At 70.8% G+C, this 13,183-nt stretch carries 12 protein-coding genes; 6 read left to right on the top strand and 6 right to left on the bottom strand.

The features are described 5' to 3' along the window. Positions 1-5: 5 nt before the first annotated feature. The 4 genes from UG56_RS02195 to pseB all read right to left on the bottom strand — a co-directional run bounded on the left by UG56_RS02195 (position 6) and on the right by pseB (position 4,096). Complete coding sequence (locus tag UG56_RS02195) at positions 6-1,151, bottom strand: hypothetical protein (RefSeq protein ID WP_045547108.1); 1,146 nt, start codon at positions 1,149-1,151, stop codon at positions 6-8. Positions 1,152-1,227: 76 nt separating this feature from the next. Then, positions 1,228-1,950 carry a cytidylyltransferase domain-containing protein gene (locus UG56_RS02190; protein ID WP_052693153.1) on the bottom strand — a complete coding sequence of 241 codons (723 nt, stop codon included), beginning with the start codon at positions 1,948-1,950 and terminating at the stop codon, positions 1,228-1,230. Next, entirely contained in the window at positions 1,947-3,068 is a 1,122-nt protein-coding gene (locus UG56_RS02185) for a DegT/DnrJ/EryC1/StrS family aminotransferase (protein WP_084100336.1), read from the bottom strand. The genes UG56_RS02190 and UG56_RS02185 overlap by 4 nt, the downstream gene beginning before the upstream one ends. Next, positions 3,068-4,096: a UDP-N-acetylglucosamine 4,6-dehydratase (inverting) gene (gene pseB / locus UG56_RS02180; RefSeq protein ID WP_177191404.1), complete on the bottom strand. Its 1,029-nt coding sequence runs from the start codon at positions 4,094-4,096 to the stop codon at positions 3,068-3,070. The genes UG56_RS02185 and pseB overlap by 1 nt, the downstream gene beginning before the upstream one ends. A 114-nt stretch (positions 4,097-4,210) precedes the next feature. Here pseB and UG56_RS02175 point away from each other — a divergent pair, with 114 nt between their 5' ends. Further along, entirely contained in the window at positions 4,211-5,266 is a 1,056-nt protein-coding gene (locus UG56_RS02175; protein ID WP_052693155.1) for a PseG/SpsG family protein, read from the top strand. Here UG56_RS02175 and pseI read toward each other — a convergent pair. Further along, a complete protein-coding gene (gene pseI / locus UG56_RS02170) occupies positions 5,263-6,321 on the bottom strand; it encodes a pseudaminic acid synthase (protein WP_045547109.1) in 1,059 nt (352 codons plus the stop codon). The two genes, UG56_RS02175 and pseI, sit on opposite strands and share 4 nt — an antisense overlap. Then, positions 6,321-6,857 (bottom strand): GNAT family N-acetyltransferase, encoded by a 537-nt coding sequence (locus UG56_RS02165; protein WP_045547110.1) that lies wholly within the window; start codon positions 6,855-6,857, stop codon positions 6,321-6,323. The genes pseI and UG56_RS02165 overlap by 1 nt, the downstream gene beginning before the upstream one ends. A 52-nt stretch (positions 6,858-6,909) precedes the next feature. Between UG56_RS02165 and UG56_RS02160 the strand changes: the two genes are divergently transcribed. The 5 genes from UG56_RS02160 to UG56_RS02135 all read left to right on the top strand — a co-directional run bounded on the left by UG56_RS02160 (position 6,910) and on the right by UG56_RS02135 (position 13,152). Next, entirely contained in the window at positions 6,910-7,161 is a 252-nt protein-coding gene (locus tag UG56_RS02160) for a phosphopantetheine-binding protein (RefSeq protein WP_045547111.1), read from the top strand. After that, positions 7,158-8,381 (top strand): AMP-binding protein, encoded by a 1,224-nt coding sequence (locus UG56_RS02155; RefSeq protein WP_045547112.1) that lies wholly within the window; start codon positions 7,158-7,160, stop codon positions 8,379-8,381. Before UG56_RS02160 ends, UG56_RS02155 begins: the two co-directional genes overlap by 4 nt. Then, positions 8,374-9,120 carry an SDR family NAD(P)-dependent oxidoreductase gene (locus UG56_RS02150; protein ID WP_045547113.1) on the top strand — a complete coding sequence of 249 codons (747 nt, stop codon included), beginning with the start codon at positions 8,374-8,376 and terminating at the stop codon, positions 9,118-9,120. The genes UG56_RS02155 and UG56_RS02150 overlap by 8 nt, the downstream gene beginning before the upstream one ends. Beyond that, complete coding sequence (locus UG56_RS02145; RefSeq protein WP_052693157.1) at positions 9,120-9,530, top strand: 4-phosphopantetheinyl transferase family protein; 411 nt, start codon at positions 9,120-9,122, stop codon at positions 9,528-9,530. Before UG56_RS02150 ends, UG56_RS02145 begins: the two co-directional genes overlap by 1 nt. Positions 9,531-9,597: 67 nt before the next feature. Further along, the gene (locus tag UG56_RS02135; RefSeq protein WP_177191403.1) at positions 9,598-13,152 is read left to right on the top strand and encodes a bifunctional glycosyltransferase/CDP-glycerol:glycerophosphate glycerophosphotransferase; all 3,555 of its coding nucleotides are present in this window, start codon (positions 9,598-9,600) and stop codon (positions 13,150-13,152) included. The last annotated feature ends 31 nt before the right edge of the window (positions 13,153-13,183 follow it).

Raw genomic sequence — 13,183 nt, 5'->3', positions numbered from 1 at the left:
CCCGGTCAGCGGCGCAGGAGGCGACGGAGCCGTCCCTGTCGTCGGGCCTCCGCTTCCCGGCGACGGGCGCGGGCTTCCTCGACCTCCTGCTGGATCTCCTCCGGGATCGTGTGCAGACCTTGCATGACCAGCTTGACGACCTGCATGACCTCGTCACCCGGGATCTCGGCGTAGTCGCCGATGTTGTAGTCGGGGAAGGTGCTGTTCTCGATCATGTCGGTGAAGGAGAAGCCGCCGAGCTTGCCGATGAGCAGGTTGTCCTCGCGATAGTCGTCGAGGAGCTCCCGGCGGAACTCGGGGGTCATGTAGACCGCGCTGACGTCGTTCCAGCCGAGCTGGGTGGCCCGGGTGACGAACTCGCCCCGGAGGATCTGGATCCACCGCAGCCGGGTGGCCTTCCAGGAGTCGACCCCTCGGAGCCGGCCACGCATCGGAGCCGCGGCCACGATCGGAGCCAGGTGGCGCGCGGTCTCGACCGTGCGCCAGCCGGATCCGACGTTGCTCGAGCCGGCGCCGCTGCCCTGGATCGGGAGCTCGCACGTGCTGAGGAAGTCGGCCACGGCGTTGCCATCGCGGAGCTCCTTGCGGATGAAGGGGCGCAGCCGGAGGTCGACGTCCGGGATCGCGCTGGTGATGGTGTCGGCGAACTGCCCGTAGTGGAGGAAGCTCATGTCGAGCGGTGACCACTCGCGGAACTCCTCGAAGGGGAGGTCGACCAGCTCGGCGTGCTCGGGTCGCATCACCATCAGCCGCTCGACGTAGAAGGCGTTGTAGAAGGTGGCCTGGTCGCGGACGTAGTGGACCCAACGGACCTTCGCGCCCGCCTGGCGCGCGTAGTCGCCGATCGCACTGATGTGCTCGGGCTTGAGCAGCGAGAACGACTCGCACGAGATCACCGTGGTCTCGGCACTGCCGGAGGCGATCGACTCGACGAGCTGCTCCCAGGTGCCGAGGGCGGGGGTGAAGAGCACCTCGCCGAGGAGCTGGGAGTAGAGGTTCTGGTGCTGGACGCTGTGGGTGCCCCGGCCGATCGTGGGGTAGGCCACCTCGGGAGGGAGCTTGCCCTCACGGTCTGCGCGGGCAAGGAAGGTCTGGATCGCCGTGCTTCCGGTCTTGAAGGTGCCGGAGTGGACGATCAGAGTCTTCTGCATGTAGCTCTCCAAATGTCGCTGCTGGGATGGAGAGCGGCGCGACGACCCGCAGGTCTCGGATTCTACTGGCCGAGGCTCACTGGCCGAGCTTCTTCTGCTCGATCTGGGCGTTGATGGCGACCAGCTCGGGACGCTCGTCCAGCAGGGCGACGAGACCGCGGGTGTCGAGCCGGTGGGCGTCGTGGTCCTCGATGAGGATCCGCAGGAGCCGGAGGTCCTCCGGGGTGTCCAGCGTGATCCGGTACGCCGAGGCATCCCGCTCCCACGGCAGGTTGAGCTTCGCCCGGGTGCTGTCGGTGTAGAGCCACGGGGTGACGTGCTCGCGGTGGGGCGTCTCGGTCGCGAGCCGGTCGGCCTCCAGCAGCGCCTCCGCGGAGAAGACCTCGAAGTCGAGGCCTCGCGGGTAGGTGCGCTCCAGGGCGTTGCTGGCATAGAGCGCGGGGTCGCCGGCGGCGACCCAGGCGTCGATGCCGCGGCGTACGACCTCGCCGTCGATCAACGGGCAGTCGCTGGTCACCCGGACCACGACATCGGGCTCGAACTCCCGCACCGCCAGCGCAAAGCGCGACAGCACGTCGTGCTCGCTGCCGCGGACCACGCCGGCGCCGAGCTTGTCGGCCAGGACGGCGACCGGGTCGTCGTCGACGTTGGTGGTCGTCGCCACGATCACCGGGAGTCCGGCGGCGGTGAGCCGGGTGAGGTGGTGCTCGAGCATGGCGACGCCCGCCGCCTCGAGAAGCACCTTGCCCGGGAGGCGGGTGCTGGTCATCCGCGCCTGGGTGATGACTGCGGTCTTCACAGGACCCCGATCAGCGTCTCGACGACCTGGTCGACCTGGTCGTCGGTCAGGTCGGGGAAGAGCGGCAGGGAGAGCTCCTCGGCGTAGAACGCCTCGGCGTTCGGGCACATCCCGCGCCGGTAGCCCAGGTCGGCATAGACCGGGTGCCAGTAGACCGGGATGTAGTTCACCTGTACGCCGATGCCTCCTGCCCGCATCTTCTCGAAGACCTCGCGGCGCCGGTCCTCGAGGATCCGCACCGGGTAGAGGTGCCATGCCGGGTCGACGCCCGCGCGCTGCACCGGCAGCCGCAGCCCGTCGACGCCGGCGAGTGCGCTGTTGTAGCGGGCGGTGATCTCTGCGCGCCGCTGCTTGAACCCGGCCAGCCGCTTCAGCTGGGAGAGGCCGAAGGCGCACTGCAGGTCGGTGAGCCGGTAGTTGAGCCCGAACTCGTGGACCTCCTGGTGCCACGGCCCCTCGTCGGTGATCCGGAAACGGTCCGGGTCACGCATCAGCCCCACGAAGTGGAACTCGTGGGCGCGCTGGGCCACCACCGCGTCCTTCGCGACGACCGCGCCGCCCTCACCGGTGGTGAGGTTCTTGGTCGGGAAGAACGACAGCGTGGTCAGATCGGCCAGGTCACCGACCGGACGGCCGCCGGCGAAGCCGCCGATCGAGTGGGCCGCGTCGGCGAGGGTCAGCGCGCCGACCCGGTCGGCGATCGGCTGCAGCGCGGCGTAGTCGGCCGGCTGGCCCGCGTAGTCGACGGCGGCGACGACCTTGGTGCGGTCGGTGACGAGAGCGTCGACGGCTGCCGGGTCGATCAGCGCTGTGTCCGGATCGACGTCGGCGAAGACGACCTTCGCGCCGAGCAGCGAGGCGCCCGAGGCGGTCGCGACGAACGTCATCGGCGTAGTGACGACCTCGTCACCGGCACCCACGCCGGCGGCGGCGTAGGCGATGTGGAGGGCAGCGGTGCCGGAGGTGCACGAGACCGCGCGGTGCCCGCCGACCAGGTCGGAGAGCGCCCGCTCGAACGCCTCGACCGTCGGCCCGGTGGTGAGCCAGTCGCCGCGCAGGATCGCGGTGACTGCCTCGACGTCGTCCTCGGAGACCGACTGGCGGCCGTAGGGCAGCACTAGATCCCCGACTCCAGGACCGCGCGGAGGTCGTCGGCGTCGTACCAGATGTCGTTCTTGTCCGAGGCGCAGTGGAAGCCGTCGGGGACGGGCACCGCGTCCATGATCGGTTTGTAGCCCCACTGGGGGTTCTCCGGCTCGATCACGTAGTACTTCCCGTCGCGGATGCTGACCGCGCGGCGGCCCTCCTCCGGGCTGATCATCTCCTCGTGGAGCTTCTCGCCGGGGCGCAGCCCGATGTCGACGAAGCTGGCGTCGGGGGCGACCGCCTTCGCCAGGTCGACGACCTTGTGGGACGGGATGTGCGGGACGAGCAGCTCGCCACCCTGCATGAGCTCGAAGGTGTCGAGCACCATCTGCACCGCCTGCGGCAGCGTGATCAGGAACCGGGTGCACCGCATGTCGGTGATCCCGAGCGGCTCGCCGCGCTCGGCCATCGCCTTCCACTTCGGGATGATCGATCCGCGGGAGCCGGTCACGTTGCCGTAGCGGACGACGGAGAACCGGGTGTCGTAGGAGGCGGCGTAGTTGTTGCCGAGGATGAAGATCTTGTCGGCGGTCAGCTTGGTCGCGCCGTAGAGGTTGATCGGCGAGGAGGCCTTGTCCGTGGAGAGGGCGACGACCTTCTTGACGCCCGCGTCGATCGAGGCCTCGACGACGTTCTGCGATCCCAGGACGTTGGTCTTGATGAACTCGAAGGGGTTGTACTCCCCGGTGTCGACCTGCTTGAGGGCGGCGGCGTGGACGACGTAGTCGACGTCGTGGAGCGCCCGGTGCAGCCGGTCGCGATCGCGGATGTCTCCGATGAACCAGCGCAGCCTCGGGTCGTCGCCGAAGAGCTGGCGGCACTCGTACTGCTTCAGCTCGTCGCGCGAGAAGACGATCACGCGCCGCGGGTTGAGGTTGTCGAGGACGTGGCGGATGAATGCCTTCCCGAACGATCCGGTCCCGCCGGTGACCAGGACGCTTGCGCCATCGAGAGGGTGGTTGATCGGTTCGGCTGACTCTCGGACTTCCGAATTCGGCACGGTCACAGGGATGCTCTCTAGTCTGGGCCTCATCTGGTGCGCCAACGATACGGCGCGCAAAAGGTGACACGTGCCGTTCGCCATAAACGGCCGGATCCGGGAGGTTGCGCAGTCATGTCCATGGGATCGCCCGAGGACGACCGTCATCGGGTGGTGATGGTGTGCGACGCCGGTCCCGATGTCGGGATCGGCCATGTCATGCGCTGCCTCGCACTGGGGGAGGAGCTGGTCGCCCGCGGGGTGCGGGTGGTGATGGTCGCGGACCTGGACCGGGTGCCCTGGGCGGCCGAGCAGGTGCGGCGCCGGGGGATCGAGATCGCGCCGCCGGGACCGGACGATGTCTGCGGCGTACTCGCCCGCCTCGAGCCGTCGTCGGTGGTCGTGGACTCCTACCTCCTCCCGGCTTCTGTCTATGCCGACCTGCGCGACCGCTGGCCGCTGCTGGCGCTCACCGACGGCGACCCGCGCGGACGGGTGGCCGACCTCTACCTGGACCAGAACCTCGGCGCCGAGACCTCCGCCTGGACCCTCCCGGAGGGATCCCGGCATCTCGGCGGCCTCGCCTACGCCCAGCAGCGGCGCGACATCGTCCGGCAGCGGCCGGGGGCGCCCAAGGTCGCTGCCGACGAGCACAGGCCCCTGCGCGTGCTGGCGTTCTTCGGCGGAACCGACGCCTTCGGGGTCTCGCCAAGGGTCGTGCGTCTGGTCGCGGGCACGGGGATCGCCGTGGAGCTGACCGTCATCGCGGCCACTTCGGAGCTCGCCGAGGAGATCGCCGAGATCGCGCCGGCGCCCGGGCAGGCCGTCCACGTGATCGGGCCGACCGACACCCTCGCCGAGCTCGTCGCCGACGCGGACGTGGTGCTCAGCGCCGCCGGCACCTCGGCCTGGGAGCTCTTCTGCCTCGGTGCGGCGGTCGGGTTCGTCTGCGTCGCCGACAACCAGCACGAGGCGTACGTCCGGATGGACCGGGACGGGCTGGCCGTCGGGATCGCCACCCTGGCCGAGCTCGACGGCGACACCGAGGGCGCCGTCGAGCGGATGCGGCGGCTGCTGGGTGACGTACGTCTGCGGGAGAGGTTGCGGGCCGCCTGCTGGGCCACGGTCGACGGCCGAGGGCCGGCACGCGTCGCCGACGCGCTCCTGGCCCTCGACCGCGATCCTGTCTAGACCAGATCCCAGCTCAGCGGTGTCCCGGCCGGGACGTCCTGGGTGAAGGTGCGGCCGAAGACGATGTCGACGTCGGCTGGCGGCAGCCCGTCGGCGGGGCGTACGGAGCGGACGTTGTCCGGCCCGACCTTCTCCCCGGCGCGTACGTCACGGGTGACGAAGAGCGAGCGACGGAAGCGCAGGCCCTCGCGCTCGGCCGACTTCGGGCCGATCCGCGCCTCGCCGAGCGCCTGCCAGGCGATCCGGGTCTCGCTGACCAGCGAGGCGAACTCGTCCGGCTCCAGGGAGAAGTCGGAGTCGACGGCACCGTCCGCGCGCGAGAGCGTGATGTGCTTCTCGATCACGCAGGCGCCGAGGGCGACGGCCGCGATCGAGGCGCCGATGCCGAGGGTGTGGTCGGAGAGACCGACCGCGACGTCGAGCCCGTCGCGCAGCACCGGGATCGCGCGGAGGTTGGAGGCCTCCGGGGGAGCCGGGTAGGACGCGGTGCAGGCCAGCACGACGAGGTCCTCGTTGCCGGTCGCCCGTGCCGTACGCACCGCCGCGTCGATCTCGGCGAGCGTCGCCGTGCCGGTGGAGATGATCGTCGGCAACCCGGTCTCGGCGATCGCCCGGACCAGCGGCAGGTCGGTGATCTCGGAGGAGGCCGACTTCAGCATCGGGACGCCCAGCTTGACCAGGAAGTCGACCGCGGTCGGGTCGAACGCGGCGCTGAACGGCACCATCCCGAGCTCGCTCGCCAGCGCGAAGATCGGCTCGTGCCACTCCCACGGCGTGTGCGCCTCCTCGTAGAGCTCGTGGAGGCGGCGGTTGGGCCACAGCGGGTGGTCCGCGGAGAGCCGGAAGGCGGGGGTGTCGACGTCCAGGGTGATGGTGTCGGCGGTGTAGGTCTGGATCTTGAGCGCGTGCGCGCCGGCCTCGCCCGCGGCCCGGACGATGTCGAGCGCCCGCTCCAGGTCGCCGCCGTGGTTGCCGGACATCTCCGCGATCACGAACGGCTCGTGGCCGGGGCCGATCAGCCGGTCGCCGACCGCAATCTCGTGGATAGTGGTCATCACTGCTCCTTGCCGGAACGTCGGGTGGGTCGGTCGTCGCGGTGCAGACGGACCGGGATCGCGGTCACGGAGCCGCCGTCAACGGTCTGCTCGTAGGGCTCGCCCTCGGTGAACCCGAGCCGGCGGTTCATGGTGCGGACGGCTTCGTTGTGGGGGAGCACCTCGCCCTCGAGGAGGTCGACGTCGAGCCCGTCCGGCTCGGGGGCGAAGGCGTACGCCACAGCCTCACGCATGATCTTGGTCCACGCCAGCAGCGCGGTGCCGTCGGCGGTCGTGCCGTCGTGGTCGAGATAGAAGCCCCAGGAGGCGGACCTGGCGGCGGGGTCGTGGTCGAAGAAGGTCACCACGCCGAGGGGGCGGGCGGCGTACTCGAACATCAGCACCCGGCGCGACGGGTCCTGGGCGACCCGGGACCACCAGGCGGCGTGCTCCTCGGCGGTGATCAGATGCTGGGTGATGCTCACCGAACGGTTCGCGTCCTGGTTGCGCCAGGCGAGCATGCTCGGCAGGTCGTCGGCGGTCGCCCGTCGTAACATCGGTCTCCTCAGACGTCATGGGATGCGCGCTCACGTTATATGGTCCGAGGCCATGGAGACTCTTGACCGACCGGCGGTCCGCAAGCTCATGGCCGAGGTGGTGGCCGTGCAGGGGAAGACCCTTCCGGACGACGACACCGCGAAGCTGGCGGACATCGGTTTCCGCTCGCTCGACTTCTCCGAGCTCGCGCTCCGCGTCGAGGACGAGATCGGGGACGAGCTCAACTTCGAGGCGGCCGGGCTCCGCTCGATCGAGACGATCGGCGACGTGCTCGACCTGCTCGTGGAGATCCAGGGTCAGTGATCGCCGACAACCTCGTCGTCGACGCCCGCACGGGGCGGCGTACGACCTGGGGTGAGCTCGTCCAGCGGGCCGTGCCACGGCCCACGCCGACGGCGCACGTCGTCGAGCGCAGCGTCGACGCCCTGCCGGCGGTCGCCGCGCTGAAGGACGGCGGCGAGCTGCTGGTCGTCGCCGCCGGACGGCTCGACGAGGCGCTGGCCGAGGAGCTGCGTACGGCCGGGTTCGACCTGGTCGCCGGCGACGAGGTCCGCGCGGCCACGAGTCCCCGCGCGGCCGAGGACGGCCGGGTCTGGCTGCTCACCTCCGGCTCGACCGGCCGGCCCAAGCGGGTCGGTCACACCCTGGGGTCGCTCTCGACGGTGACGGGCGAGCTGGCGCCGCGCACCTGGCTGTGCCCCTACTCGCCCGGCACCTACGCCTGGTGGCAGGTGATCACGCTCGGGCTGGGCGTGCCCGGCCAGGACCTGGTGCTCGTCGACCCGGCCGACCTGGACGACTGGCTGACGCCCGCGCTCGAGCACGGCGTCACCGCCGTGTCCGGGACCCCGACGTTCTGGCGGCGTACGTTGATGCGCCACGGCGCCGAGCTGCAGAAGCTTCCGCTCGAGCAGGTCACGCTCGGCGGCGAACCGGTCGACCAGGCCGTGCTGACGCAGCTCACCGAGGCCTTCCCGGACGCGCGCGTGTCCTGGATCTACGCCTCCTCCGAGGTGGGCGCCTCCATCGTCGTCCACGACGGCCGCGCCGGGTTCCCGGTGGAGTGGCTGGACCGCGACGTACCCGGCCGCCCGCGGCTCTCGGTGGTCGACGGTGAGCTGGTGATCACCTCGCCGCACCACGGCACCGACGCCTCGGGCGCCGAGATGACCGGCGCCGTACGCACCGGCGACGCCGCCCGCGTCGAGGACGGCCGGGTGCTGGTCACCGGCCGCCTGGACCGCGACGAGCTCAACGTAGGCGGCTCCAAGGTGTCCGTCGGCGCCGTCCGCGACCTGCTGCAGTCCCACCCCGAGGTCGCCTGGGCGGCCGTGCGCGGCCGGAAGGCGCCGCTGGTCGGCACCATGGTCGTCGCCGACGTGGTCGCCGGCCCCGGGTCCGACGTGAACGCCGACGACCTGACCCGCTGGGCGGCCGAGCGGCTGCCCGAGTACGCCGTCCCGCGGCGCATCAAGATGCTCGCCGAGATCCCGGCCAAGGAGACGCTGAAGAGCGATGTCTGACTTCGAACCCATCCCGCCCGCCTCCGTGGTGCTGGTCTCCGGCGCCTCGCGCGGCCTCGGTCTCGCCATCGTCACCGACCTGCTCGAGCGCGGCGTCAAGGTCGCGGCCTTCGCGCGCACGGTGACCCCCGAGCTCGAGGCGCTCGCCTCGAAGTACCCCGACGACACCCACGTCGGCTCGGTCGACGTGACCGACGAGAAGGCGGCCCAGGCGTTCGTCAAGGAGGTCGAGGCGAAGCTCGGCGTCATCGACGGGCTGGTCAACAACGCCGCGATCGGGCAGGACTCGCTGCACGTGCACACCTCCTCCGACCGGATCGCGCAGATCATCGAGACCAACCTGACCGCGCCCCTGGTGCTGACCCGGTTCGTGCTGCGACGGCTGATCGGCAAGGGGCTGAGGGGCCGGGTCGTCAACGTGACCTCGATCTGTGGCCAGCGTGGCTATCAGGGCCTGGTGGCCTACTCGGCCACCAAGGGAGGTCTCGACGCGGCGACCCGTTCGCTGGCCCGTGAGCTCGGCGGCCGGGTGCTGGCCAACGCGGTCGCGCCCGGGTTCTTCGCCTCGGAGATGTCGGCGGTGCTCGGCGCGAACCAGCTCGAGTCGATCGCGCGGCGTACGCCCTCGGGTGCGATGACCACGCCCGAGGACGTCGTGCCGACCGTGCGGATGCTGCTGCTCGAGCAGACCAACATCAACGGCCAGTCGATCGTCATCGACGGCGGCGGCTCGATCTGATGATCGCCGGCCGGCTCCGCGTCGGCGGCGACGCCGAGCTCGCCGGACATCGCGCCCGCAGCCACCTCCACGACGGCCGGGTGGTCGCCTGGACGGGCTCCTACGACGTCCCGGTGGCGATCGATGGCGAGGTGGAGCGTACGGTCCCGGCGGCTCTCGCGAGACGGTTCGGCGCCGAGGGGTTCTGGGAGCGATGGACCCGGGCGGAGTGCGTCGCGAAGCTCACCGGCCGCGGTGTCCTCGACCTGGTGGACCTGATGGCCGGCGCGGACGACCGGCCCGGCACGGGAGTGCACCTGAGCACCGTACGGCTGCCGGGCGGCATCGTTGTGACGGTCGGCACACTCGAGCGGTCAGGGTTCCCCGAGGGGTATCGGCCGGAGTGCGGGAGACTGTTCGTTCGCCTGTAACCTCTGGATTCGATCAGATTCGCGGGTGCGTCATCCGGGTCGCCCCCCGAACCGAGAGGGAATGTGCATGGGTCAGGGAATCGTCGACGTCCTGCGTCGCGCCGAACGAAGGATGCCGCAGGGCGTCCGTCGACTGGCTCGTGACGCCGGCCATCGCGTTCTCGGCCATGAGCGCGGCCCGCTCGTCTCGGTCGTGGTGACCGTAACCGACCAGGACAAGCAGTATCTCGCCGAGTCGCTCCTCTCCGTGCGCGAGCAGACCCATACGACGCTCGAGATCCTCATCGCGCCCTACGGCCAGGCCAGCGTGGTGAGCGACCAGATCCTCGCCGACCTCCCCGACGACTACCGCCTGCGGCTGCTGGACAGCTCCGCGACGCAGGCCGAGGCCCGAGACCGGGGCGGTCGCGCGGCCCGGGGCACCTACGTCTGCTTCCTGCTCGCTGCCGACCTCCTCACCCCGAACGCGATGCGTACGCTGGTCACCTCGCTGGAGGCCAGCGGCTCCGACCTCGCGGTCGGTCGCATCGAGAGCCGCCAGCGGCTCTCCCCGCCGGTGGTGCCGGCCTACGACCTCGTGCACGCGGAGAACCGCTCCGGTCTGACCCTGGACGAGTTCCCGGTGGCGCTGAGCGATGTCGGCGTGAGCAACCGGCTCTTCCGCACCTCGTTCTGGCGCCGGCAGGGCTTCAGCTTCGGTGGCCGTGGCGGCGCCGACGCGGTCGGCTTCGACGGCTACCTGAAGGCCAGCCGCTTCGACGTGGTCACCGCGCCGGTGTGCGTCGACATGGACCGCGCCGACGGCACCCCGGTCGAGCAGCTCCACGACCAGACCCTCGGGATGGAGGAGTGGATCGAGCAGACCCGGTCGACGTGGGTCGCGATCGGCGAGCTGGGCTCCGGCCTGCGCGACCACTGGGCGCTCGGCGGCCTCGCCGGCCGCGCCAACACCATCCTCGGTGACGTCGAGCGGATGAGCCCCGAGCAGTGGACCAGCCTGCGCGAGCTCGTCGTCGAGATCGAGCACGACGTCTCCCCGGAGGTGTGGCTCAAGCTCCCGGTCGAGGTCCGTGCCCGGTTGACCTACCTCCTCGCCGACCAGCGCGAGGAGCTCACCGCGTTCGTCGCGTCCCGCTGGTTCGAGCGGGGCAACCTGCGCACCCGGATCGAGGACGGCCAGGTGCACGGGATCTTCCCCGACACCGACCTCCCCGAGGCCGTGACCACGCTCAACGAGCACGAGACGCCGGCTCGGGTGCTGGTGCGGGACGTACGCCCCCTCGACTCCGACCGGGTCGTGGTCGACCTGGTGGCGCGGATCGAGCTCGTCGACCTCGCCGAGAAGACCCCGGTCTTCAGCGCACGCCTGGTGCCGGACCTGGTCGACATGGACGACGAGGACGGCTTCGCGAGCGACCCCGACACGGTGCTCCCCGACCCGATCGAGCTGACTGTGACGCCGCGCTACGACGCGCAGGCCAACATGACCATCGGCCACAAGTACCAGGACTACCGCCCGGGTGGCTGCCGCACCGAGGTCGACCTCTCCCAGCTCACCTCCGGCCGCTGGCACCTCGAGGTCACCGTCGACGTCGACGGCGTCGTCCGCACCACCAGCGAGGTCCAGGTCGACACCCGCGGCCCCGCAGGCAACCTGGCGACGCGCTACCGGCCCCGGGTCCACACCTCCTCCGGTCTGTCGGTGGCCTGCGACCGCTACCTCGACCAGCTCAGCTTCCGCGCCGTCCCGACGCCGGCCACCTCGCTGGAGCAGGTGCAGGTCGAGGGCCGCACCGTCTCCCTGACGCTCGCCGGTGAGCTTCCGCAGGCCGTGCGGGCGATCGGTGGCGGCGTACGCGTCGAGGCGCCGGTCCACGACGGCACGGTCACGCTCACCCTCCCCGCCCACGGTGCCGTCGAGCCGGGAGCGCCCGCCGCCTGGCGGCTGGAGACGCTCGAGGACGGGACCTCGGGCCGGATCGTCTGGACCGACCCGCTCGGCGAGCCGTGGACCGGCGAACGCGGTGGCAGCGTGCTGGCCTCGCGCGACGGCCGCGGCTATGCCCAGATCATCGAGGTCGCCGACACCGTCGCGGTCGACCGTGTCGAGCTCGGCGAGGGCCGCATCACCGTCCGCGGCCACTGGCTCAGCTCGATCCCGAAGCACGCCCGCCTGACCCTCTCCGGCTCGCGGCACAGCGAGACCGTCAAGATCGACACCGGTGCCGCCGAGTTCGAGGTCGTCTTCTCGCTCCGCTGGGACGAGTGGGGCCTGGGCGAGTCCGTCCTGCCCAGCGGCGTCTACCAGTTCCAGCTCACCTGCGGCGCCAAGCGCCCGGGCAACGTACGCCACACCAACGCGTTCCTCGAGCACCAGGCCGAGTTCCAGACCAGTGACGAGGTCCGGCTGCGCCCGGTCAACGGCAGCGGCCCCGGGATCACCCTGCAGCCGCCGATCCCCGTCGACCACGCCGGCAGCTACGCCCACAACCTCGCCCGCGAGCGCGTCCTGGCGGCCGAGGAGCCGATCGACGAGTCCGCGGTGTACCTCTCGACCTACGCCGGCTCGACGGCCACCGACTCCCAGCTCGCGATCCACGAGCACCTGCGTCGCACCCGGCCCGACCTGACCCTCTACTGGGGCGTCGCCGACCACGCGTCCCGGGTGCCCGAGGGCGGTGTCCCGGTCGTGCTGCAGAGCCCGGACTGGTATCGGGTCATCGGCACCGCGAAATACCTCGTCCAGAACATCGACTTCGACCGTTGGTGGCACAAGCGGGAGGGTCAGCGGTTCCTGCAGACCTTCCACGGCTACCCGGCCAAGTCGATGGGCCTGCGGATGTGGCGCGCCAAGATGTTCTCGCCGCTGCGCTGCGAGGCCGAGCTCGACCGCACGACCGCCGGGTGGGACCTGATCCTCACCCCGACGCCGGAGATGGACCGCTACTACCGCGAGGAGTACGCCTACGACGGCCCGATCCACAGCGAGGGCTACCCGCGCGACGACGCGCTCGTGCTCCCGTCGGCGGAGGAGGCCCGCGAGCGTACGCGCAACCTGCTCGGCATCGGCTCCCACCAGAAGGTGGTCCTCTACGCCCCGACCTGGCGCGACCACCTGGCGCTCAACTACCGCTCGGCGAAGATGGTCGAGCACCTCGACGTGGTCGCGGCCAGTGAGGCGCTGGGCGACGAGTACGTCATCCTGCTGCGCGGCCACCGGTTCAACTCCAAGGGGAGCGAGCGCAGCGAGCGCACCGCCCGGATCATCGACGTCACCGACTACCCGGAGATCAACGACCTGATCCTGGCCTCCGACGCCGCGGTGCTCGACTACTCCAGCCTGCGCTTCGACTTCGCCCTCACCGGCCGGCCGATGGTGTTCCTGGTGCCCGACCTGTCCGACTACACCGGCGGCATCCGCGGCTTCCTCTACGACTACGCCGACACCGCCCCCGGGCCGATGCTCGACACCGCCGAGGAGGTCGTCGCGGCGCTCTCCGACCTGGACCGGCTCGAGGCCGACTACCGCGACCGGATCGCGGCGTTCAACGCGAAGTACCAGTACACCCAGGACGGCAAGGCGACCGAGCGGGTCGTCGAGGCCTTCTTCGACAAGCCCTGAGGTCCCGAAAACGACGATGGCGCGTCCCCCG

This window comes from Nocardioides luteus (assembly GCF_000960475.2).
In the GTDB taxonomy this organism is placed as follows: domain Bacteria; phylum Actinomycetota; class Actinomycetes; order Propionibacteriales; family Nocardioidaceae; genus Nocardioides; species Nocardioides luteus_A.
The sequence above is the reverse complement of the archived record's forward strand: the minus strand, read 5'-3'. Positions and strand labels throughout refer to the sequence as shown.